Source organism: Nocardioides caldifontis (assembly GCF_008087345.1).
GTDB classification, from domain to species: Bacteria; Actinomycetota; Actinomycetes; order Propionibacteriales; family Nocardioidaceae; genus Marmoricola_A; species Marmoricola_A caldifontis.
This window is the reverse complement of sequence record NZ_VHIB01000015.1, coordinates 38,734-59,551: the sequence shown is the minus strand read 5'-3', so window position 1 is coordinate 59,551 and position 20,818 is coordinate 38,734. Positions and strand designations below refer to the sequence as shown.

Sequence of the window (20,818 nt, the reverse complement as noted above, 5' to 3'; positions counted from 1 at the left end):
GCACCCCGGCGACTCCCCCGCGGTGACGGTCTCCGGCCTCGTCCTCACGGGTGAGGACGCCGAGCGCTCGCCCCTCAGGAGGAGGTGCCGGGGCGGACCAGCCCGTGCTCGTAGGCGTAGACGACCGCGTGGACGCGGTCGCGCAGCCCGAGCTTCATCAGCACGTTGCCGACGTGGGTCTTCACCGTGTTCTCGCTGACCACGAAGCGGGCGGCGATCTCTGCGTTCGACATCCCGCGCGCCAGCAGCTCGAGCGTCTCCTGCTCGCGCGCGGTCAGCCCGGCCACGCCGGGGGAGGGCGTCGGCGCGGCGGGTGGCCGGCTCCGCACGAAGTCGGCCAGCAGCCGCCGGGTCACCGTCGGCGCGAGGAGCGCCTCGCCCGCGGCGACCACCCGCACCGCGCTGACCAGCTCGTCGCGGCTCACGTCCTTGAGGAGGAACCCGCTGGCACCGGCGAGCAGGGCGTCGTAGACGTACTCGTCGAGGTCGAACGTCGTCAGCACCAGCACCCGGCTCCCCGGCTGCGACGCGACGAGCCGCCGGGTCGCCTCGATCCCGTCGAGCACCGGCATCCGGATGTCCATCAGCACGACGTCGGGACCGTGCTCCTCGGCCAGGGCCAGGGCCTGCGCCCCGTCGGCCGCCTCCGCGACCACCTCGAGGTCGTCCTGCGCCTCGAGGATCAGCCGGAACCCCGCGCGTACCAACGCCTGGTCGTCGACCAGCAGCACCCGGGTCACCGGTGCTCCTGCCGGCCGTGCGGCAGCCGGGCGCGGACCGCCCAGCCCGGGGGCGCGGGCCCGGCCTCGAGCGTGCCGCCGACCGCGGCCGCCCGCTCGCGCATCCCCGTCACCCCTCGTCCCTCCACGCTCCCAGGCCGCGGCGCTCCGGCGCTCACCACCTCGACCTCCAGCTCGACCTCCAGCCCGTCGCCGTCGAGCCGGAGAGCCACCGACGCACCGGAGCCGTCCCCGTGGCGCAGCGCGTTGGTCAGCGCCTCCTGCACGATGCGGTACGCCGCCACCCCCGTCGAGGGCGCCGCGCCGGCGAGATCGCCCTCGACCTGCAGAGAGACCGGGAGCCCGGCCGCGCGTACCTCCTCGACGAGGGCCGGCACCTGCTCGAGCGTCGGCTGCGGGGCCAGCCGCGCGGCCGGCTCGCCGTCGTCGCCGCGCAGCACCCCGAGCAGCCCGCGGAGCTCGGTCATCGTCTGCCGGGCGCTGCCGCTGATGGTCTCGAACATCGCCGCGGCCGCCTCCGGGTCCTTCCGCGCGACCAGCGGGCCGGCCTCGGCCTGCACCGCGATCATGCTCACCGAGTGGGTCAGCACGTCGTGCATCTCGCGCGCGATCCGCTGCCGCTCCTCGAGCGCCTGCCGCCGCGACTCGGCCTCCAGGGTGCGCTCCAGCTCGCGGGCCCGCTCCTCGGACTCGGCGATCCGCTCACGCCGGGTGCGAGCGCTGTAGCCGAGGAGCCAGGCGGTCGCGAACGTCAGGTAGAGGACCAGCACGTCGTCGCCGACGTCGTTGCCGCGGTCGACGAAGAGCACCACGGTGAGCACCAGGACGACCAGCACGGCGGTCACGTGCACCGCCCTTCGCCCCGCCCAGGCGGCCGTGCTGTAGACCGCGACGAGCGCGCCGAACGGGACCGCGGGGTCGGGCAGGTCGGTCAGGCCGTACGCCGCGGAGGGTGCCGCGACCAGCAGGTTGGCGACGACCGGGAGCTCCCGCCGGCCGAGCAGCAGCACGCTCTGCGCGGCCACGAGGGCGTACCCCCACCACGGCGCGTCCCCCTCCAGCACCAGCGGCTGGCAGCAGAGGGCGAGGACCACGAGCGCCACGGCGGCGTCGAGCAGCCGCCCCTCGGGGGTGCCCGGCGGCGCAGTCGTCCTCACGGCTGCATCGTCGCAAGCCGGCTCGGCGGCCGCCTCACCCGAGAGGACGAGATCGGCGCGGCGCGGCGGTCCGCGGCGGCAGCCGGTGCAACCGTACGTCGGACAGCCGACCGTCCGCGGCGGTGGCCGTCATGTAGGTGCAGTGCGGCTGGCGTCTCCGGTCCGTCGGCGACCCGGGGTTCAGCAGCCGCAGCCCGCGCGGGGTCGTGGTGTCCCACGGGATGTGGCTGTGCCCGAAGACGAGCACGTCGACGTCGTCGTACTCCTCCTCGCAGCGGCGCTCCCGGCCCTTGGCGTCCCCGGTCTCGTGGACCACCGCGAACCGCACCCCGCCGAGCTCGGCCCGGGCCACCAGCGGCAGCCGGCGCCGCAGCTCGGCCCCGTCGTTGTTGCCGTGGACGGCGACGAGCCGGCGCGAGCGGCGCTCGAGCTCGTCGAGCAGCGCGGGTTCGACCCAGTCGCCGGCATGGAGGACGACGTCGGCCTGTTCGACGGCAGCCCACAGCTCGTCCGGCAGGTCGCGTGCCCGTTTGGGCACGTGGGTATCGGCGACGAGCACCAACCGCACCATCGACCCCCCCTGCGCTCGTCCGCACCAGATCGGTGCAGATCAGTGTCCACCCCTCGTACCCGGACTTGCCGGACCGGAACGGTCCCGTGGAGAATGCGCCACGGAGCGTGCCGGCTCCCATCGTGGGGGTGGGGCGGGGCGGCACGCGAGGGGTGCGGGGTCATGTCATCAGCGTCATCTGCTGTGCCGTCCGTGCTGCGCGGGGGCGCGGCACTGGCTACCGTCGGCGTGCTCGCGCTCGCCGGGAGCTCTCCGGTCGCGGCGTCGACGACACCGACCGACGCGTTGTGCGAGGCGGCGCGCACCCAGCTCCTCGACGACCGACCGCAACGCGCGCTCGACCTCGTCGTCGCCGCTCGGAGGGCCACAGGCCAGCCGCAGCTCTGCTACGACGAGGGCGCCGACGCCGGGCTGGCGATGCGCATCGCGTCCAACGCGCTGGCCCGGGCCTCGCTGGAGGCCGACGAGCACCTCGCGGACTGGGAGTTCGTCCGGCGCAACGCCGAGGCCGCGCTCGCCGCGGACGCGGACACCGAGGAAGCCCAGGCGCTGCTCGAGCGGGCCGCCCGCCACCTCGACGACGACACCCCGCTGGACGACGCGGGGCGTGAGGAGAGCGGTTGGGCGGAGTTCCGCGACGACACGCTCGAGCCGCTCGGCCGGCTGCTGCTCTCGGGGCTGGCGATCGCGGCGGTGCTGCTCCTCCTCGCCCGGCTCCTGGTGCTGCTCTGGCCGGCCCCGGTCCCGCGCACCTCGCGTGCGGCGCGGGTCGCTGCGGGAAGCCTGGCCGCGGTCGGCCTCGCGACCTCCGTCGCCTCACCGCTCTGGCTGGCGACCGCCTCGACGACCGGGCTGGTCGTGACCGGCTCCGTGTTCCTGCTGACCGCCGGGTGCGTCGCACTGCTCGCGGCCACGCGGCTCCGGCTCGCGGTCGAGGCGAGCCGGGCGGACGGGGTGCCCGACGAGGCCGCTGCCGCCGCCGTCGTCGCCGCGCTGCGCGAGCTGGGCGCCGAACCGCCGCGCGGGACCGAGCTCCCGGGTGGCACCGACGTGCGGGCGCTCGCCGCCGCCGGCATCACCGTCGGCACGGCACGCCCCCGTTGGCTGGCCTCCCTGCGCACCCTGCTCGGGCTCACCCCGTGGCAGGTCACCGTGCACGCCCACGACCCCGAGGAGGGCGACGGGCTCCGCGTGGTGGTCACCCGCCACGGCCGGGCCGTGGGCGCGACCGTGGTCTCCCCCGCGCCGCTCGGCCCCACCGGCCCCACGCTCGACGCGCGCACCCTGGCCGCGGCCTTCGTGCTCCACGTCGTCTCGCGCGGCTACTCCTCCGGGTTCGAGCCGGTCGCACCCGTCACCGACTGGCTGAGCCTCGGCTGGACCGTCGCCGCCGCCGACCTCGACGACCCCGCGGCGCGGCGGTCGCTGCTCGGCGCCGCCGTCGATCGCGACCCCGGGAACCTGCTCGCCCAGGTGGCGCTCCGCCACGAGCGCGACCGGCACACCACCGACCTCCGCCGGCTCGAGGGCTACGTGCACTGGCTGGGCGAGCGCGCCCGGGCGCTGGGCCGCGGGGGCCGGAGCCTGGAGCCGCTGCGGGCCCGGTTGCTGCTCACCGCGACCGCCGTGGAGCTCGACCGGCAGGTGCTCCTCCACCCGCCCGCGAAGCGGGCCCGGGGCGCGGCCTCCGAGGGCGACGCCCGGACCGCTCCCGCGCCTGGAGGTGAACGAGAGGTCGCCCAGCGGCTCGCCGTCGAGCTGGTCCGGGCCCTCAACGAGCGCGACCTCGACCACGGCTTCGCCGCGCGGCTCCGTCCCGTGGCCGCGGTCCTGACCCTGGCCGCCTTCGGCGCGGCCGCACGGACCGCGCCGAGCGCCCAACCCTTGCTGGACCTCGACGTGTTCCCCGACCACCTAGGCCTCGACCGGCTGCAGCAGCGGGTCCTCGAGCTGGCCCGCCGCTGGCACGCCGGGGTCGACCGGGACCCGGACGCCCGGTTCGTCGAGGCGTGCCGGCTCGTCGAGCTCGCCCGACCCGGCAGCGACCGGCGGCTGGTCACCAGGGCCCTGGAGCTGCTCGCCGACGAGGTGCAGCGCCCCGGCGGTCGCGAGCGGATCACCCGGGACCCCGTCCTGGGGCCGCTGGCCGCCTCCGGCCGGTTCCGCAAGCGCCACCCCGCCGCCCCGCGGAGCGAGATGGTCGAGCTCGCGCCGTTCTCCCGCCACGCCGAGGAGCTGCTCCGGCTCGGTCTCGACACCCCGTCCGCGCTGTGGGAGGCCACCGAGGACCCGGCCACCGCAGCCGCGCTCGCCGACCACCTTCGGGTGCTGCCCTCGACGGTGCGGCAGCTGGGCGAGGCCGCGGCGCTGGCCGCCGACGTCCCGGAGCACCTGGTGGCCCACCGCTACGAGGTCTTCGACGCCCTGTGGGAGTGCGGGGTGCGCTCCACCGACGACCTGCGCGCCCTCTCCCCGACCGTCCTGGCCGAGGCGGTGAAGGACGCCGGCCACCGCCGCGGGCTGTGGTACGCCACCGAGCCCGACGAGGACCGGCTCCTCCTCGACTGGTTCGTCTCCCACGGCGCCACGTCGCTGCGGGTGCCGGCCCAGCGTTCGGGCGAGGCCGACCGCAGCCGCAGCAACCGGCGCTGAGCCCGCTGGTCCGGACCAGCGACGGCCGGCAGTCACTAGCATCGGTCCGTGGCACCGGCCCCTGCCCCGAGGGTGGCCGACCGGCTCGCCCGGGCGGCGGCGACGGCGCTGGTCGGCCGGGAGGCGGAGCGCCGCCGGCTGGCTGCCCTCCTCGACGACCCCGAGGTCGTCGCCGTCTTCGTGCACGGCGCCGGCGGCATCGGCAAGAGCGCGCTGGTGTCGGCGGTGCTCGACGAGCCCGGCCGCCGCGCGGTGGTGCTGCCCGGCCGTGACGTGGCACCGACGGCGAGCGGCTTCCTCACCGCCCTCGGTGCCGCCCTGGGCGCCGACACGACGCTCGGGAACGCCGACGAGGCCGGCGCGGCCCTGCTCGCCCACGGCGCGACCGCGCTCGTCGTCGACGGCTTCGAGCGGCTCCACCTCCTCGACGGCTGGCTCCGCAACGAGCTCGCCCTGGCGCTCCCGGACGGCGTGACCCTGGTGCTGGTGACCCGTCAGGGACCCAACGTCGCGTGGCGCTCGGCGCCAGGGTGGCGCCCGTTGCTCGCCGAGCTCCCGGTGGGACCTCTCGCGGACGAGGAGGCGCAGGAGCTGCTGCGCCGCCGCGGCGTCGACCCCGGGGCCGCCCGCCGGATCGCCGCCTTCGCCGGAGGCCACCCGCTGGCGTTGGAGCTCGCCGCGGCGGCCGAGCGGCGGCACCCCGGGATCTCCGTGGACGGTCAGGGCGCGCCGGACGTCGTGGAGGAGCTCTACTCCGTGCTCCTCGACGACCTCGCGCCGGTCGAACGGTCCTCGTCGAGCGGGCGTCGGTGCTGCGGCGGCTCACCCTCCCGGCGCTCGCCGCCGTCGTCGAGGACGACCCGGCGCTCGACGCCGAGGGCGCCTGGCAGCTGCTCCAGGGGCTGCCGTTCACCCGGCGGGTCCCGGGCGGGCTCGTGCTCGAGCCGGTCGCCCGCGCGGTCGTCGCCGACGCCGTGGAGCTGCGCGACCCGCGCGCCGTGCGGGCGACGCGTGGGCGGGTGGCCCGGCGGCTGGTGCAGGAGCCCGGCCCGCTCGACTGGGGTACGACGGCCGACCTGCTGCACCTCGTGCAGAACCCCGTCATCCGCCACGCCTACGAGCCGGCCGCCGGCGTGCAGCACCCCGTCGAACGGGCGACCCCGGCCGACTCCGACGAGCTGCTCGGGATCGTCGCCGAGCACCAGGGCCCGGCCGCCCGGCGGGTCGTCGAGCAGTGGTGGGCGGCAGCGCCGTGGGCCTTCGCCGTCGCACGCGGCGAGTCGGCGCAGGTGCGCGCGCTGAGCATCACGGCGATGCTCGACGAGGTGCCCTCCGAGCTGGCCTCGGGCGACCCGGTCGTGGTCGCGTGCCACGCGTACGCGCGTCGGCGGCCGCCGGCGGCGGGGACGCGCACGCTGCTGTTCCGCACCGCGCTGGGCCGGGAGCGCGGCGAGCAGCCGGGCGTCGAGCTCGCGACGATGGTCGTGGAGCTGAAGCGGCACTACTTCGAGCACCGCCACGAGCTCGGCCGGGTGCTCACCGACGTCGGCACCTGGGACGAGCAGGCCGACGCCCTGCGCACGATGGGGTTCGAGCCCGTCGGCCCCGTCCGGCTCGGCGGGCGGAGCTCCACGTTGGCGGTCCTCGAGTTCGGCTCGGGCGGGGTGGAGGGGTGGCTCGCCCGGCACGTGCTGGCGGAGTCCGGTGCGGGCCGCCCACGGGGAGCCGGACCGGCCGCAGCGCGGGACGCCCCGCCCGCACCGCCGCCCGGGCCCGTGGCCCGGCTGAGCCCCCGGGAGCTCGAGGTGCTCCTCCAGCTCGCCGAGGGGCGCACCAACCGCGAGCTCGCGGACGCCCTCTTCATCAGCGAGCGGACCGCGAACCGGCACGTGAGCAACATCTTCCAGAAGCTCGGGGTGCGGAACCGGACCGCGGCGGCGCGGGCGGCGGTGGCGGCCGGCCTCGTCAGGTGACCCCGGCGATGCGGGCCAGCGGGTGCGGCCCACCGGGTCTCGCCGGCGAGGCGTGCGGGGCGGTCACCGCGGTGGGGCCGGCGAGCACGTCGTACTCGCTGATCTCGAGCTCCGCGAGGTGCGGGTTCGAGGCCATCTCGCGGAACAGCGCGGTCTCGCGGCTCGCGTCCGCGTCGGCCCGGGAGCCGAAGAGGTAGACCCCGCCGAAGCGGCCCCGGCCGGCGTCGGCGAGCCAGAGCTTGGCGTCGAGCCCCGGCCACTCGCGGAACAGCGGCGCGACCTGCATCGCGTGCTCCTCGTAGGCGGGGGCGGGAAGGTCGGTCCGGAAGGTGACGATCCTGAGGTGCATCGCAGCTCTCCTTGTCGTGTCGTCGATGTCGACTGCGGTCGTCGACGACGCTAAGAGCGCGGGTACCTGCCGCTCATCGGCACGATGCTCCAAACCGAGGGCGGGCGGCATGGAGCGATCGCTCCACGCCGGAGCGGGTCAGGCGACCTCGGCGGGCACCCGGAGCTGCCGGCGCTGCCGGGCGTGGTCGGCGAGGACCTCGTCGAGGGTGCGGACCAGCTCGGCCTGGGCGAAGGGCTTGACCAGGTAACCCTGGGCACCGCCGCGCACGGCCTGCTCGACGTTCTCGCCGAGCCCGAGGGCGGTGGCCATCACGACCGGGACGTCGGCGGTGGCGGGGTGGGCGCGGAGCGCCGCGAGCGCCTCGATGCCGCTCATCCCCGGCAGCATCCAGTCGAGGACCACGACGTCGGGCGGGGTGGCGGTGCAGGCCGGGAGCGCCTCGCGCGCGTCGCCGTACGACCGGACGGCGTAGCCGGCCCGGGTCAGCATCAGCGTGGTCAGCAGCTGCAGGTCGGGGTCGTCCTCGACCACCACGACCGTACGCACGGGCTCCGTCCTGTCCATGCTCTCCCCTCCCTCCGCTCCGCGGACCGGGGACAGGTCCGCACCCTCAGGCTCGCGGCTGAGCCTGGCTGTGACGACGGCCACCCGACGGGGGGTGGTACCTGAGTTCTGCGGCGCCGAGACCTGAGGCATGGAAGAATCGCGACGTTCGACCCACATGACCGAGAGCCGCTGGTTTAGTCCAGTCGGGACCATTTCCCGAGAAAGTGGCCCGAAGGTCCCGAACCTTCGCTTTCCTAGACACATGCGACGTCTCGGAAACCGAATCGGGTTCGCCTTCCTGGCCTCCACCGCGATCGCGGCCCCCCTGTTCACGACCACGACCACGACCAACGCGGACGCTCCCGTCGACGCGGAGTACCGCATGGTCCTCGAGGGCAAGCCCACCAACGCGGCGAAGATCTTCCGCTGGGGGCTCTCGAAGTGGGAGGACGAGTTCATCCCCGACCGCCTCCACCCCCGCTGGAAGAGCAGCTCCCCGAGCCAGGTCGGCTCGCAGGTCGGGATGCTGACCCTCAAGGCCGGCCCGGGCACCGACACCCTCTGGACGATGCCGACCGACATCAAGCGCCGCTACGGTCGCTGGGAGGCGCGCGTCCGGGTCAAGGACCCCAGCCCGCGCACCCGCTACGCGATGCACAAGGCGTTCTTCGAGCTGATCCCCTCCGGTGACTACCGGTGCGGCCGGCGAAACCTGACCATCGCGTCGTACACCCCGCGTGTGGACCAGGTCGTCCGCGGCTCGGTCCGCCGTGACGCCGGCGGCCAGCAGTTCAACTTCCAGCGCGACCCGCAGGGCACCACGGAGGAGTTCCACACCTTCGCGGTCGAGATCGCCCGGGACCACGTCACCTGGTTCGTCGACAAGGTGCCGGTGGCCACTGAGCGGCGCAAGGAAGCCCTGAACCTCGGCTACTACTACCGGCCGCGGTTCCGGCTCCAGGCCCAGGCCGGGAAGCACATGGACGAGACCTGGATGCAGATGGACTGGATCCGCTTCTACAACCTGAAGCGGCCCAATGCGAAGTCGATCGCGGCCCCGCCGATGGAGCAGTCCTACACGCAGGCCTCGAAGTGCTGACCCACCTCGGCTGAACCTCGGCCCGAGCCCCGCAAGCAGCGCCCCGGACTCCCCGACCGGGGCGCTGCTGCGTGTCCGCGGGTGTCGAGCAGCACACCTCCGGGCGGCCGCGGCCTGGGTTGCCTCCGACCCGGCGCGGGTACGGCGACCCGGTGGAGCTGACCCGTCGCAAGTCCGTCGAGGAGATCCTCGCGCATTCCGCCGCCGAGCCCGGCCACGAGGGGACCGGGCGGCTCCGCCGACGGCTCGGCGCGCTGGACCTCATGGGGTTCGGCATCGGCATCGTGGTGGGCACCGGGATCTTCACCCTCACGGGGGTGGCGGCCACCGAGCTCGCCGGCCCCGGCGTGGTGGTCTCCTTCGCGCTCGCCGGCCTGGTCAGCCTGCTCGCCGCGTTCTGCTACGCCGAGCTCTCGTCGGCGGTGCCGACGGCCGGATCGGCGTACACCTACGCCTACGCGACCATCGGCGAGGTCTTCGCCTGGATCATCGGGTGGGACCTGATCCTCGAGTTCGCGCTCGGCGCCGCCGTGGTCGCCCGCGGGTGGTCGGGCTACCTCGCCGGGCTCTCCGACGCGGTCCCCACCTCGCTCTTCGGCGAGGACGCGCCGGTCAACGTCGGGGCCCTGCTGATCACGCTGGTCCTCGGCGCGGTCGCCTACGTCGGGATCCGCGAGGCCAAGTGGGTCACCAACACCCTCGTGGTGGTCAAGGTACTGGTCTGCCTCTTCGTGATCCTGGTCGGCGCGTTCTTCGTCAAGGCCTCGAACTGGTCGCCGTTCGTGCCGGGCAGCGAGCCGCCGGAGGACACCACGAGCGGGCTGACCCAGCCGCTGTGGCAGGCGCTGGTCGGGGTCGAGCCCTCGATCTACGGGATGGCCGGGGTCCTCTCGGCGGCCGCGATCGTCTTCTTCTCCTACACCGGCTTCGAGGCGGTGGCCAACCTCGGCGAGGAGACCCGCAACCCGCGGCGCGACCTGCCGCTCGGGCTGCTCGGCACCCTGCTCGTCTGCACCCTGCTGTACGTCGGGGTGGCCGGCGTGCTCACCGGGATGGTCGACTACCGCGAGATCGACCAGGGCGCCCCGATCTCCGAGGCGTTCGACACCGTCGGGCTCGGGTGGGCCGCGATCCTCGTCGGCACCGCGGCGGTCGCGGGGCTGAGCTCGGTGATCCTCGTCGACATCGTCGCGATGGGGCGGATCGGCTTCGCGATGGCTCGCGACGGGTTGCTCCCCGGCCGCCTCGCCGAGGTGCACCCGAGGTTCGGCACGCCGAGCACGATCACCCTCGGCACGGTGGCGCTGGTCGCGGTGCTGGCGACGTTCGTCCCGCTCGCGGCGCTCGCGGAGATGGTGAGCATCGGGACGCTGTTCGCGTTCACGATCGTCTCGCTGGCCGTCCCGGTGCTGCGGCGCACGCGTCCGGAGCTGCCGCGGCCGTTCCGGACGCCGTTCTCACCGGTGCTCCCGCTGGTCTCGGCGCTGCTCTGCGTGGCGTTGATGGCCAACCTGTCGATCGAGACGTGGCTGCGCTTCGTGGCGTGGCTGGCGATCGGGTTCGCGATCTACTTCGGCTACGGCGCGAGGAACCGCAGCCGGAGGCTGGAGGCCGGGGCTCCGGCCCGGCGCTAGTCAGCCTGCCGTCAGGCGGGCTGCAGCGGGACCGGCTCGATGTGGCCGTCCGGGGCCAGGTAGAGCCCGTCGTCGAAGAGGATCACCCCGTTGCAGAGCCGGCACCAGCCCTGCTCGAAGTGGTCCGCAGCGATGTGCGCGCTGCAGCAGTTGGCGTCGGACGCATCCGGACACCGCGGGGTGTGCTCACACTTCATCGTGCTCTCCCAGGTCGGTCGTCAGGCGGTGGTTGCTCCGGGCCAGCCTCCTTGTGGCGAGTCCGGCGCACCGCCCGGCAATGTTAGATCGATCAAAGGTCCCGGCCAAGGGGTGACGCACGAGTAGCTGCAAACGACTGCGGTCGTCACTCCGCGTCGAGGTCGGGGAGGGCGAGCCACTCGTCCCAGGACAGGTCACGGCCGATGTACCGCGGAGCCCGGAACGGCCACACCTCCTCGATCCACCGCGGCACGAACCGGTCGAGCTCGGCCTCCAGCGGTGACCCGGCGTGCTCGTCGCGGACCCACCAGGAGAGCTCCGCGTCCGCGCCCGGCTTCTCCGGCGGGTCGATGTAGACGCAGCCGATGAGCTCGGTCTCGCCCTCGTCGAAGAGCGCGTAGTTGAACGACTGGTGAGCCTCCGCCTCCGCCTCGTGGCGGGCCAGGTCCTCGCGGTCCTGCTCGGCGGTCATCGTCGCCGGAGGCCACCCCCACGCCTCGCCGTAGATCGACCAGAGCCGCTCCTGCGACCCCATCACCGCCGGCATGTCGAGGTCGACGTCGTCGGCGCGGATCGGACGCAGGTGGTGCCCGGTCGGCAGCAGGACCACCCGCGGGTGTTCGAAGTCGTCCGGCAGCCAGCCCATGGCGCCTCCTCGTCGTCGGAGTCAGGCAGTGTGCCAGAGCACCAGGTTGTTCACCGTCATCGCCACCTTGCCGAGCGCGACGAGGAGGAAGAACCAGACGAAGCCACGGGCCACCCTGCCGGCCGGGCGCCCGGTGCTGACCACCGCCATCAGCAGGCAGACCACCGACGCCAGCACCGTGTAGCCGGTCGTGCCGAGGGCGTCCATCCCGAGGGCCGCCCCCGGGTTGCCCTCCTCGAACCGGTCGTCGCGGAGCATGAACCCGGTCGTCCAGGCGTCGCCGGCGATCCCGAGGAGCCACAGGCACCAGATCGCCGTACGCCGTGGGGAGTCTAGGGTGTGCGGGAGCCCGGCGACACCGTCCTTGACCAGCGCGACGAGCTGGCCGAGCCCGTCCGGCTCGGCAGCATGTCGAGACCCCGTGCGCGGCTCGACCGGCGCGCGCTGCGTCGGGAACGGAGCGGCACCGGCGCGGGTGGTCGGCTCGGTGGTCATGTGGCCCCCGGTCTACCCCGGAACCGTGCTCCGGGGCGAGAGCCGAGGCGCCTTCTTTACCTTGCGCCAGGTCACCCCAGCCCCCGGAACGGGAAGTACGCCGCGAACCCGAGGACCATCGCGGCGAGGAACCCCCACCGCGGCGCCCTGGGAAGCCCCTCGTGCCAGAGCAGCAGCGTGACCGCGACGCCGTACGCGGGGACGAGCGGGAGCGCGTAGAACAGGTAGCTGATCCGGTGCGACACCGTGGCCAGCACGAAGTAGGGCGCGAAGATGCCGACCGCCCAGGCCACGCTCCACAGCGCCAGCGGGTCCCGCCGGCGCACCCATCGCCACCCGGCGTACGAGATCGCCATCAGCGCCACCCCGACCAGCGCCGGGCTCAGCGCGCCGCGGAACCAGACCTCCGGCCGCGTCGTGAGCACCTCCTCGCCGGCCATCTCGTTGGTGTCGACGCGCAGGTAGGTCAGCTCGGTCTCGCCGCTCAGCCACTGCCACGGGGTGCTCTCGCTGTCGACCGGCCCGCCGGTGCGGGACACGTCGAGGCCGTACGACGTGATGTGGCGGGCGTGCGAGACCGGGTCGTCGAAGGTCGTGTACCGCAGGTCCAGCGGCCACATCAGCGCGAGCGCGACGACCGCCGTCGAGGTGCCGAGCAGCAGCGCCTGGCGGAGCCGTGCCCGGAGGGTGTCGGACCCGGGCACCAGCAGGACGACGGCGAGCAGGGCGAGGACGCCGAACGCGGCCGGCGTCTTCACCACCAGGGCGACGCCGCACGCCACGCCCGCCCAGCCCCAGTGTCTCCGCACCACCAGGACGGCGCCCACCAGCAGCGGCGCCAGGAAGAGCACGTCGAGGGTGGCGATCCGGCTGTGGACGAGGAGCAGGTTGTCGAGGGCGACGACGGTGGCAGCGTAGACGGGCAACCACGGGTCGCGGGTCAGCGACGCGGCGAGGAGGTACACCGCGACCACGACCACGAGCCCGGCGACGATGCTCGGCAGCCGCCATCCCAGGGGGTCGTCCCCGAACAGCCGCATCGAGCCGGCGAGGAGGAGCTTCCCGAGCGGCGGGTGCTCGGTGTTCGGGTCGAGCCCGGCCGGAGACTCGGCGTACGGCTCGTCCTCGGGCACCGCCCAGCCGAGGATCCGGCGCGCGGCGTTGACGTAGTACGCCTCGTCGAAGACGAGCGAGCGGTCCGGCTCGCCGAGCTTGAAGACCCGGGTCAGCAGGGTCGCGAGCAGGACCAGGAGGAGGGTCAGCCGAGGTCCGGGGAGCAGCTCACCGAGCCTGGACCAGCGGTGCGGTGCCGGGTCCGTGACGTCGGGAGGAGGGTCGGCCTGGGTGGCCGGTCGGTCGGCCCCGGAGGTGGGGCCGGCCGGCCGTTCCGTGAGCTCGCCGAGCGCGGAACGGCCGACCGCATCACCCGCCGGCGCGACCCCCATTCGCGAACCCCCCAGAACTCGCCGACGGTCAGAGTGGGGCCAGTGTCGAGGTGGTGTAGGTGTCCGTCACCGTCACCGTGTGGCACTTGTGGACGGTCTTCCACCTGGTCACGGTCTTCGTGACGGTCTTGGTGCGGGTCACCGTGACGGTCTTCGTCTTGTGCTTCGGCTTGCCGAGGTACACGCCGGCGCGGGCCGCCTGCTCGAGCGTGAGGGTCTGGGTCGGGCCGCCGCCGCACTTGCCGCCACCGTTGGGCGTGAGCGCCGACGCCCCGCCGAGCTGGGTGAAGCCGACCCCCATCGCACCCACCATGGCCAGCGCGGTCACCGCCGGAGCCAGCCGCCGTCCGTTCTTGAGCTTCCGTGTCTGCATGTGCACCACACCCTGGAAGAGAGGATCAGCCGTTGAACCTTGATCCCACCGGAGCCCTGTGTGGTCAAGGGATGTGACAACGAGAAGCGCCTCTCGGCTATACCGGGACCGTCGTCCCGAAGTCCTAGGTTTGCCGACACTCGGGGCAGGTTGGCGGGGTGATTTGCCCTGCCCTGACAAGAAGTGGTCCGGAGTTCCCGCCTGATCCCGGATCCGATCCCCCGGTATGGGCCAGTCAGGGACCGGCACGGGGTGGGCCCCGTGGGGGTCGAACCCACAACCCGCGGATTAAAAGTCCGCTGCTCTGCCATTGAGCTAGAGGCCCGGGACGCGGGAGCCCGGGCCCGGAGGAGCGCCCGCCCACGTCAGGGCGAGGGTAGCCGGAGCGGCCGCCGGTGCCGCGGGCGACCTCCGGCAACGCGGTGGCCACGCTCCCGGCTACCTCCAGGACCAGGAGCTGTACCAGTGCCCGTGCGCGACCGGCGTGTCGGGCAACGGCGCCAGATTCGAGGTCTGGGCGGCCTCACGGTCGGGGTGCCGATCGCTGGATCGACGATCCATGGACGCGCACCGGGTTGCTCGGAGAACACGAGGAGCGACCTTCCGTCCGGGGACCACACCGGCTCGCGGAACCGTTCCTTCGACATGCCCCACCTGGGGTCCTCCACGACGCCGGCCGGCTGCTCCCCGTTGGGTCGGACGCGCCACACCCGGACGGCGTGGTCGTCAAAGGCGAGCCAGTTCCTGCTCGACCCAGTCGACGGTGGTCGCCGACGCACGCCGGTGGATCGGCACCGACACCTTCGGGCGGCTGGTCGAGGTCGACGGCGAGCTGATCGAGGTGCGCGACGTTTCCGTCCGCCTCGTCGAGGAGTACGCGCGACACTGCGGCCACGCGGACCTGCTGCGCGAGTGCATCGACGGCGAGACGGGGCACTAACCAGCGGCTCAGGGCGTGACCATCACCTGCGCCGAGGACTCCTTCACCTTGGCATTGGCCCACCGCATCTGGCGCAGCGTCTCGGGGTGGCACCGCTCGGCGAGCTCGAGCAGCTCGGTGTCCTTCAGCGCCTGCGCGGTCTGCGCGAGCACCTCCCAGTCGAGCGAGACCCCGGCAGCCTCCTTGTGGACCTGGCGCAGGTCGGCGAGGAGGAGCAGCGACGTCTCGTGGTGGCGGCCGAGCAGCTCGTCGCCCTTCTGGCGGACCTTGGCCAGCAGGCTGGGGTCGTGCGCCGGCTCCGGGTCGAGCGTCAGGTCGTGGTCCCGGGCGATCCTGGCGAGCTCGCGGACGTGCTCCTGCGACCACCGGGCGATGTCACGGGCGACGTGGTGGACCTCGTGGTCGGCCTTGTGCCGGTCGGAGATCCGCAGCAGCTCCGCGGCGAGCTGGTTCTCGGAGCGGTGCAGCTCCTCCAGCGCCATGGGCACCTTGCTCATCGCGCACCTCCCTCGGCGAGCACCGCGTGTGCGGCCGCGGTCTTGAAGAGCGGCTGCTTCGACGCCGGGTCCCAGTCGGTCATCGTCAGCTCGTTGGCCGCCCTACCGTGCTCGGCCGGTTCGTGGCCGCCAGGCTCGTCCCAGTAGCCGTAGTGGAACGGCAGGAACAGCACCCCGCGCCGTACCCCGGTGATCCGCAGCCGTGCGGCCACCTCGCCGCGCGAGGTGGTGATCCGCAGCTCGTCGCCCTCCTGCCAGCCACGGTCGGCGGCGTCGGACTCCGACACCTCCACCCAGACCTCGGGTGCTGCCGCGCGCAGCTCCGGGGCGCGGCCGGTCTTGGTGCGGGTGTGGAAGTGGTAGATCGTGCGACCGGTGATCAGCTGGAACGGGTGCTCCTCCGAGACGAGCTCGTGCGGTGGGAGGTATTCCGCTGCCTTGATGACTGCCTTGCCGTCCGGGTTGAGCGCCTTGTACTCCTGCGGCTCCACGGGGGCACCGGTCACCAGGTCGCGGCCGTACGACTCGCAGTAGTCGGGCGCGGCCCAGAACCGCCCGTCGGCGTAGAGCCGCTCGATGCCGTCAGGGTTCTCGTCGTTGCACGGCCACTGGACACCGCTGCCGCCTCGCAGCTTGTCGTAGCTCAGCCCCGTGTAGTCGCAGGGCCGGCCACGGGTGCACTCCTTCCACGCCTCGAACGCCTCCTCCGGCGTCGACCACTTCACCAGCGGGGCACCGTCCTTGTCCTTCAGCCCCAGCCGGTGCGCGTAGTCGATGAAGATGTCAAGGTCCGACCGCGCCTCGCCGGGTGGCTCGACCGCCTTCTCCGACAGGTGCACCGTCCGGTCGGCGTTGGTGAAGGTCCCGGTCTTCTCGCCCCACGTGGCGGCCGGGAGGACGACGTCGGCGAGCTGCGCGGTCTCGGAGAGGAAGATGTCCTGCACGACGAGGAAGAGCCGCTCCTGGGAGAGGATCGACCGGATCCGCCGGAGCTCGGGGAGCGACACCGCCGGGTTGGTGCAGGAGACGTAGAGGAACCGGATCGAGCCGTCCTCGACGTACCGCATCATCTGCATCAGGTGGGTAGGCGCGGTGTAGTGCGGGATCTGCATCGGGTCGATGTTCCAGACCCGTGCGAGGTCGTTCACGTGATCGTCGTTGGACCAGTTGCGGAACGCCGGCAGGTCCCCGTCGGCGCCGCACTCGCGGGTGTTCTCGGCGGTGGGCTGGCCGTTCATCTGCAGGAGCCCGCACCCGGGCCTGCCGAGCATGCCACGGACGATGTGGATGTTGTTGACCTGCACGGCGGCCGCGGTGGCCTGGTGGGACTGGTAGAACCCCTGCAGCACCGTGGAGAGCAGCCGTTCGGCGGTGCCGATCAGCCGGGCCGCCCGCCGCAGGTCGTCCGCGGGGACGTCGCAGACCTCCGCCGCCCGTTCGACGGTGTAGTCGGCCAGCTGCTTCTCGAGCTCGTCGAAGCCGACGGCGTGCGCGTCGACGTACTCCTGGTCGACCCAGCCGTTGTCGAAGAGCTCGCGCAGCAAGGCGTTCATCAGCATCACGTTGGTCCCGGGCCGCGGCGCGAGGTGCACGCCGTGCTCCCGCGCGGCGCGTGCGACCGGCGTGAGCCGCGGGTCGACGCAGACGAGCGCCGGCGGGTCGGACCCCTCGAGCCGGTCCAGGATCCGGGTCCACAGCACGACCTGGGTCTCGGCCATGTTGTGGCCGTAGAGGGCGATCACGTCGGCGTGGTCGATGTCGGTGTACGAGCCCGGCTGGCCGTCGCACCCGAACGACTCCTTGAGCGCCTCCGCGGCGGTGGCGGTGCACAACCTGGTGTTGCCGTCCATGTGGTTGGTGCCGATGCCGCCGTGGCCGATCAGCCCGAGCGTGTAGTACTCCTCGAGGAACAGCTGACCGCTGGTGTAGAAGCCGATCGAGCTCGGGCCGTGCTCGTCGAGGAGCTCACGGGTGCGGCCGGCGACAGCGTCCATCGCGGTGTCCCAGTCCGTCTCGACCAGCTCGCCGTCGCGGCGGACCAGCGGGCGGGTGAGCCGGTCTGCGGAGTGGTTGGCCTGCCACCCGTAGAGGTCCTTCGGGTCGAGCCGCCCGTGGTTGACCCGGTCCACCTCGCGACCGCGGACGCCGACGATCCGCCCGTCCTTGACGGCGATGTCGATGCCGTCGCCGTTGGAGTGCAGGATGCTCGCCGTCTGCACCCACCGGTCGACGTCACCGGGAGCCACCCCGTCCTGCAGGTGCTGGTCGACCCGGGCGGGCCACCGCTCCCCCGCGTCGTACGGCGTCCGCGTCCCCCACGGCTCGGCGATCCGGTCGACTGCATCCGGTGACGTTGCCATGGTGGAGCCGTAACCGTGCACCGCGGCGGCAAACACGAGCGTGCCGTGTGCCGGCCTCCTGTGCGGGGTACGCCGAGGCACGGAGGCCGACCACCACAGGAGGGACCACGCCGTGACCAAGACCGTGACCGGGATGCTCGACAGCCACCCTGCACCGACCGTCCTCGACCGGGACGCGCTCGTCGAGTGCATCACGGCCTGCATCGAGTGCGCCCAGGCCTGTACGGCGTGCGCCGACGCGTGCCTGTCCGAGGAGATGGTCGCCGAGCTCCGCCGGTGCATCCGCACCGACCTCGACTGCGCCGACGTCTGCGGGGCCACGGGGCGGGTGCTGTCCCGGCGGACCAGCCACGACGCCGCTCTCGTCCGGTCGGTCCTGCGGGCCTGTGCCCAGGCGTGTCGTACCTGCGGGGACGAGTGCGAGTCCCACGCCGAGATGCACGAGCACTGCCGGGTCTGCGCCGAGGCCTGCCGCCGCTGCGAGCAGGCCTGCAACAGGCTCCTCGAGCTCGTCGGCTGACCCGTCCACCGCCGCTACATCCCCCACCTGGTCGACCTGGTCCGCACCGGAGCGGTCGATCCCGCCACCGTCCTCACTGAGGAAAGGCAGCTGGTGTCCGCGGTCGAGGCGCCGGGTATGCCGCCCTCGTGGCGCACTTCGTCCTCGACGTCAACGAGACCCTCTCCGACATGGCTCCGCTCGGCAGGGCCATCAGTGGCCACGGCCCGCCCGCCGAGCTGGCTCACACCTGGTTCGCCTCGGTGCTCCGTGACGGCTTCGCGCTGTCCCTGCAGTCCCGCGCCCCCGCCTTCCTCGACCTGGCGGCCGAGGAGCTGCGAGCCTGCCTCGCCGGCGCGTCCCTGGACGCACCGGTCGACGACGTGGTCGACGAAGTCATGACCGTGCTGGGCGACCTGCCCGTCCACCCCGACGTCGGTCCAGGGCTGCGGTCGGTGGTCGACGCCGGACACCGGGTGTCCCCCTTCTCCAACGGGTCGACGGCCGCCACCCGTGGCCTCCTGGAACGCGCTGGACTCCTCGACCTCGTGTCGCCGGTCCTCAGCGTGGAGGACGGAGACGTCTGGAAACCGCACCCCGACTCCTACGCCGCCGCGGCGGTCGCGCTGCAGGCGTCACCCGAGCAGCTCACCATGGTCGCGGTCCACCCGTGGGACCTGGACGGCGCCGGCCGCGCCGGTTACCGCACCGTCTGGATCAACCGCCACGGCAGTGCATGGCCCGACAGCTTCCGTCGTCCCGACCACGAGGTGCCCTCGCTCACCGAGCTGGTCACCGTTGCCTGACCGCCCGAGCGAGGACCTAGCGGCCTGTGCCGGAACGTCAGGCCCTGTGGAGCCGAGGGTCCGCCCTGCTCCGCCTTGAGGACGAGGTGGACCCGCCCGGTCCTCTCGGTGACGGCGTCGAGCAGGCGGTCCTGCACGCACGGAACGACCTCGCGCCCGAGGAAGATCCGGGCCCCGTCGCGCTCGACGAGCTGGCTGACGTTCGTGCGCGGACCGTCGCCCGACGGTCATCCCTCGGTCATGTACCGGTCGGGCCGGCACACGAGGGTCACGAGACTGCAATGACCGTGACCGGTGACCGGTCATGCGCGGATGGCAGCGTGGTGCCCGTGAGCACTGGTGAGGACGCGGTCGTGGACGGATCGTCGATGCACGTTGTCGAGCCGTCGTGCGCGTCCGGCGGAGGTCACGAGGTGGTGCTGCACCTCAGCCACGCCGGCCCCGGACCGGCCCGTCGCCCGCTCGCGACGTGGTTCCCGCCGATCCTGGACGAGGGACCGACGGCGTTGGTGGTCGACCTGTCGGGGCTGACCAGGATGTCCTCGAGCACCGTGACGACGCTTCTGTGGCTGACCCAGCACTGCCGGGCCCGCGGCATGCGGATGAGGCTGCGAGGACCGTCGTCCCACAGCAGGTCCACTCTCCGCCGCGCGGGGTTGCTGGGCATCCTCCCGGTCGAGCGCCCGGACCACGGGTCGTCTCCCGCTCGCCGTGTGGAGGTGCCGGGAAGGCACATCCGATGATCCGTCGGCCCGCGGTCGGCGCGCAGCCGGCCACGGTGGACGACGGCCCCGGGGTGACCCATGTCGAGGTGCCGTGCGATCGTCGCCCGCCTGAAGCGACGGAAGCGCTCGTACGCCGGTGGGGGCGGGACCGTGCCTTGCCGGCACCTGCGGTGGACGACCTGTGCCGGGTGGCCCGTGAGGCGCTGGTTCCGGACCTCCCCGAAGGGGCGCACCACCTCACGCTCTCCCTGCGCTGGGTCGACCTCGACCGGGTCCGCGTCGACCTCAGGTGGCACGGCCCTCCAGGCGCGCTCGCCGGTTCGGCCCCCGAGGCCGGGACGGCCACGGCCCCGGTCCTGGACGAGGTCGCGGAGAGCTGGGGTGCCGCCACCGACGCGTCGGCCCAGTGGGTGGTGGTCGACACGTCGCGACGCGCTCGCGTCGGCACCTCAGGACGTTGACGGACGTGGCGGGCATCCGATCGCGGGGAAATCACCTCGGGGCTGCCGCCGTACCCGTTGGAGCCGCTCGGGCAGGTAGTCGGTGTAGTCCTCTGCCGATACCGGTCGGGACGTGAGCTCCCCGCCGGGCAACGGGGCCTGGACGACCTCTCCGGCGCTGAGGATGCGCACGCGGTCGACCCCGGGCGCAGACGTGACCGACAGCACCACCTGTCCGATCGCGAGAGGCAGTCGTTCGGCGCCGATGGGCACCGCGGCGTCCAACTCCACGGTGGCCGTCCCGGCGTCGATGTCCAGCAGGGAGAGCTCGGACGCCGGCGGTATCGCGGTCGACCAGCCGGCCGAGCGGGCCCTGTCCCCCGGAGCCGCCAGCAGCACGGCCAGCAGCCGTGCGACCAGGTCGTCGTCCGACTCGGAGCACGGCGCGTCGACGGGTTCGGGAGCGAGGACGTCGTCGTCACTGCGCAACCAGAACACCACGGGAGCGCCACGCTCCGAGGTCGCGTCGGAGGGTTCGCTGCCGGAGGGCGATTCCCCCTCGAGGAGGTGGTACGGCACCGCCTCGTCGTCCACCGTGCGCACGTCCCCGTCACCGGGAAGGCCGCACCCGGCGAGCACCAAGGCCACGAGCACGGCCGGCGCACACCGG

Annotated in this window: 22 protein-coding genes, 1 tRNA gene and 1 pseudogene; 10 read left to right on the top strand and 14 right to left on the bottom strand. The window is 73.4% G+C overall.

The annotated features are described in order from the left end of the window. Positions 1 to 74: 74 nt before the first annotated feature. From FIP57_RS20670 to FIP57_RS20660, 3 genes are read right to left on the bottom strand one after another with little or no spacing between them, the layout of a single operon-like run. Positions 75 to 740, bottom strand: coding sequence for a response regulator (locus tag FIP57_RS20670; RefSeq protein ID WP_203231382.1), 666 nt, complete (start codon positions 738 to 740; stop codon positions 75 to 77). Next, positions 737 to 1,897: a sensor histidine kinase gene (locus tag FIP57_RS20665; RefSeq protein ID WP_148575449.1), complete on the bottom strand. Its 1,161-nt coding sequence runs from the start codon at positions 1,895 to 1,897 to the stop codon at positions 737 to 739. Before FIP57_RS20665 ends, FIP57_RS20670 begins: the two co-directional genes overlap by 4 nt. A 34-nt stretch (positions 1,898 to 1,931) precedes the next feature. Further along, positions 1,932 to 2,468, bottom strand: a complete 537-nt coding sequence (locus tag FIP57_RS20660) for a metallophosphoesterase family protein (protein WP_238993638.1) — start codon at positions 2,466 to 2,468, stop codon at positions 1,932 to 1,934. A 183-nt stretch (positions 2,469 to 2,651) separates the two neighbouring features. Here FIP57_RS20660 and FIP57_RS20655 point away from each other — a divergent pair, with 183 nt between their 5' ends. The 3 genes and pseudogenes from FIP57_RS20655 (at position 2,652) to FIP57_RS24190 (ending at position 7,093) form a co-directional block, all read left to right on the top strand. Next, a complete protein-coding gene (locus FIP57_RS20655) occupies positions 2,652 to 5,120 on the top strand; it encodes a helix-hairpin-helix domain-containing protein (protein ID WP_162529906.1) in 2,469 nt (822 codons plus the stop codon). A 48-nt stretch (positions 5,121 to 5,168) separates the two neighbouring features. Further along, positions 5,169 to 5,483 (top strand): annotated as a pseudogene (locus FIP57_RS24565) (ATP-binding protein); the annotation flags it as partial. 446 nt (positions 5,484 to 5,929) lie between these two features. Further along, positions 5,930 to 7,093, top strand: a complete 1,164-nt coding sequence (locus FIP57_RS24190; protein WP_238993637.1) for a helix-turn-helix transcriptional regulator — start codon at positions 5,930 to 5,932, stop codon at positions 7,091 to 7,093. Here FIP57_RS24190 and FIP57_RS20640 read toward each other — a convergent pair. Together FIP57_RS20640 and FIP57_RS23420 are read right to left on the bottom strand one after the other, a co-directional pair. Next, positions 7,086 to 7,442 (bottom strand): YdhR family protein, encoded by a 357-nt coding sequence (locus FIP57_RS20640; protein ID WP_162529905.1) that lies wholly within the window; start codon positions 7,440 to 7,442, stop codon positions 7,086 to 7,088. The two genes, FIP57_RS24190 and FIP57_RS20640, sit on opposite strands and share 8 nt — an antisense overlap. Positions 7,443 to 7,580: 138 nt before the next feature. Beyond that, positions 7,581 to 8,009 (bottom strand): response regulator, encoded by a 429-nt coding sequence (locus tag FIP57_RS23420; protein WP_162529904.1) that lies wholly within the window; start codon positions 8,007 to 8,009, stop codon positions 7,581 to 7,583. A 244-nt stretch (positions 8,010 to 8,253) separates the two neighbouring features. On the opposite strand from FIP57_RS23420, the gene FIP57_RS20630 reads away from it, so the two are divergent. Together FIP57_RS20630 and FIP57_RS20625 are read left to right on the top strand one after the other, a co-directional pair. Continuing rightward, complete coding sequence (locus tag FIP57_RS20630) at positions 8,254 to 9,090, top strand: family 16 glycosylhydrolase (protein ID WP_162529903.1); 837 nt, start codon at positions 8,254 to 8,256, stop codon at positions 9,088 to 9,090. A 152-nt stretch (positions 9,091 to 9,242) separates the two neighbouring features. Further along, positions 9,243 to 10,724, top strand: coding sequence for an amino acid permease (locus tag FIP57_RS20625; protein ID WP_148575444.1), 1,482 nt, complete (start codon positions 9,243 to 9,245; stop codon positions 10,722 to 10,724). An 11-nt stretch (positions 10,725 to 10,735) separates the two neighbouring features. Here the strand turns inward: FIP57_RS20625 and FIP57_RS20620 are convergent, their stop codons facing one another. From FIP57_RS20620 to FIP57_RS20595, 6 genes are all read right to left on the bottom strand, one after another. Then, complete coding sequence (locus FIP57_RS20620; protein ID WP_148575443.1) at positions 10,736 to 10,921, bottom strand: DUF5999 family protein; 186 nt, start codon at positions 10,919 to 10,921, stop codon at positions 10,736 to 10,738. A gap of 146 nt (positions 10,922 to 11,067) precedes the next feature. Continuing rightward, on the bottom strand, positions 11,068 to 11,568 hold the full coding sequence (locus FIP57_RS20615; protein ID WP_148575442.1) for a GNAT family N-acetyltransferase: 501 nt from the start codon (positions 11,566 to 11,568) through the stop codon (positions 11,068 to 11,070). 21 nt (positions 11,569 to 11,589) lie between these two features. Then, entirely contained in the window at positions 11,590 to 12,063 is a 474-nt protein-coding gene (locus FIP57_RS20610) for a hypothetical protein (RefSeq protein ID WP_148575441.1), read from the bottom strand. A 71-nt stretch (positions 12,064 to 12,134) separates the two neighbouring features. Next, on the bottom strand, positions 12,135 to 13,508 hold the full coding sequence (locus FIP57_RS20605; RefSeq protein WP_148575440.1) for a glycosyltransferase family 39 protein: 1,374 nt from the start codon (positions 13,506 to 13,508) through the stop codon (positions 12,135 to 12,137). Between the two features lie 28 nt (positions 13,509 to 13,536). Next, on the bottom strand, positions 13,537 to 13,881 hold the full coding sequence (locus FIP57_RS20600) for a hypothetical protein (RefSeq protein WP_148575439.1): 345 nt from the start codon (positions 13,879 to 13,881) through the stop codon (positions 13,537 to 13,539). Positions 13,882 to 14,134: 253 nt separating this feature from the next. Next, positions 14,135 to 14,206: transfer RNA gene (locus tag FIP57_RS20595), tRNA-Lys, on the bottom strand. Between the two features lie 438 nt (positions 14,207 to 14,644). On the opposite strand from FIP57_RS20595, the gene FIP57_RS20590 reads away from it, so the two are divergent. Continuing rightward, the gene (locus FIP57_RS20590) at positions 14,645 to 14,821 is read left to right on the top strand and encodes a mycothiol transferase (protein ID WP_420846718.1); all 177 of its coding nucleotides are present in this window, start codon (positions 14,645 to 14,647) and stop codon (positions 14,819 to 14,821) included. A gap of 8 nt (positions 14,822 to 14,829) precedes the next feature. On the opposite strand, the gene FIP57_RS20585 is transcribed toward FIP57_RS20590, so the two are convergent. Beyond that, a complete protein-coding gene (locus FIP57_RS20585; protein ID WP_148575438.1) occupies positions 14,830 to 15,318 on the bottom strand; it encodes a hypothetical protein in 489 nt (162 codons plus the stop codon). Further along, positions 15,315 to 17,678 carry a molybdopterin oxidoreductase family protein gene (locus FIP57_RS20580; protein ID WP_148575437.1) on the bottom strand — a complete coding sequence of 788 codons (2,364 nt, stop codon included), beginning with the start codon at positions 17,676 to 17,678 and terminating at the stop codon, positions 15,315 to 15,317. Before FIP57_RS20580 ends, FIP57_RS20585 begins: the two co-directional genes overlap by 4 nt. Positions 17,679 to 17,790: 112 nt before the next feature. Here FIP57_RS20580 and FIP57_RS20575 point away from each other — a divergent pair, with 112 nt between their 5' ends. The 4 genes from FIP57_RS20575 to FIP57_RS20560 all read left to right on the top strand — a co-directional run bounded on the left by FIP57_RS20575 (position 17,791) and on the right by FIP57_RS20560 (position 20,169). Beyond that, positions 17,791 to 18,198, top strand: coding sequence for a four-helix bundle copper-binding protein (locus FIP57_RS20575; protein ID WP_148575436.1), 408 nt, complete (start codon positions 17,791 to 17,793; stop codon positions 18,196 to 18,198). 128 nt (positions 18,199 to 18,326) lie between these two features. Further along, on the top strand, positions 18,327 to 18,983 hold the full coding sequence (locus FIP57_RS20570; RefSeq protein WP_148575435.1) for a haloacid dehalogenase type II: 657 nt from the start codon (positions 18,327 to 18,329) through the stop codon (positions 18,981 to 18,983). A 329-nt stretch (positions 18,984 to 19,312) separates the two neighbouring features. Then, on the top strand, positions 19,313 to 19,726 hold the full coding sequence (locus tag FIP57_RS20565; RefSeq protein ID WP_162529902.1) for an STAS domain-containing protein: 414 nt from the start codon (positions 19,313 to 19,315) through the stop codon (positions 19,724 to 19,726). Beyond that, complete coding sequence (locus FIP57_RS20560) at positions 19,723 to 20,169, top strand: hypothetical protein (RefSeq protein WP_203231381.1); 447 nt, start codon at positions 19,723 to 19,725, stop codon at positions 20,167 to 20,169. Before FIP57_RS20565 ends, FIP57_RS20560 begins: the two co-directional genes overlap by 4 nt. Here the strand turns inward: FIP57_RS20560 and FIP57_RS20555 are convergent. After that, entirely contained in the window at positions 20,158 to 20,802 is a 645-nt protein-coding gene (locus FIP57_RS20555; RefSeq protein WP_162529901.1) for a GerMN domain-containing protein, read from the bottom strand. The two genes, FIP57_RS20560 and FIP57_RS20555, sit on opposite strands and share 12 nt — an antisense overlap. Positions 20,803 to 20,818: the final 16 nt, after the last annotated feature.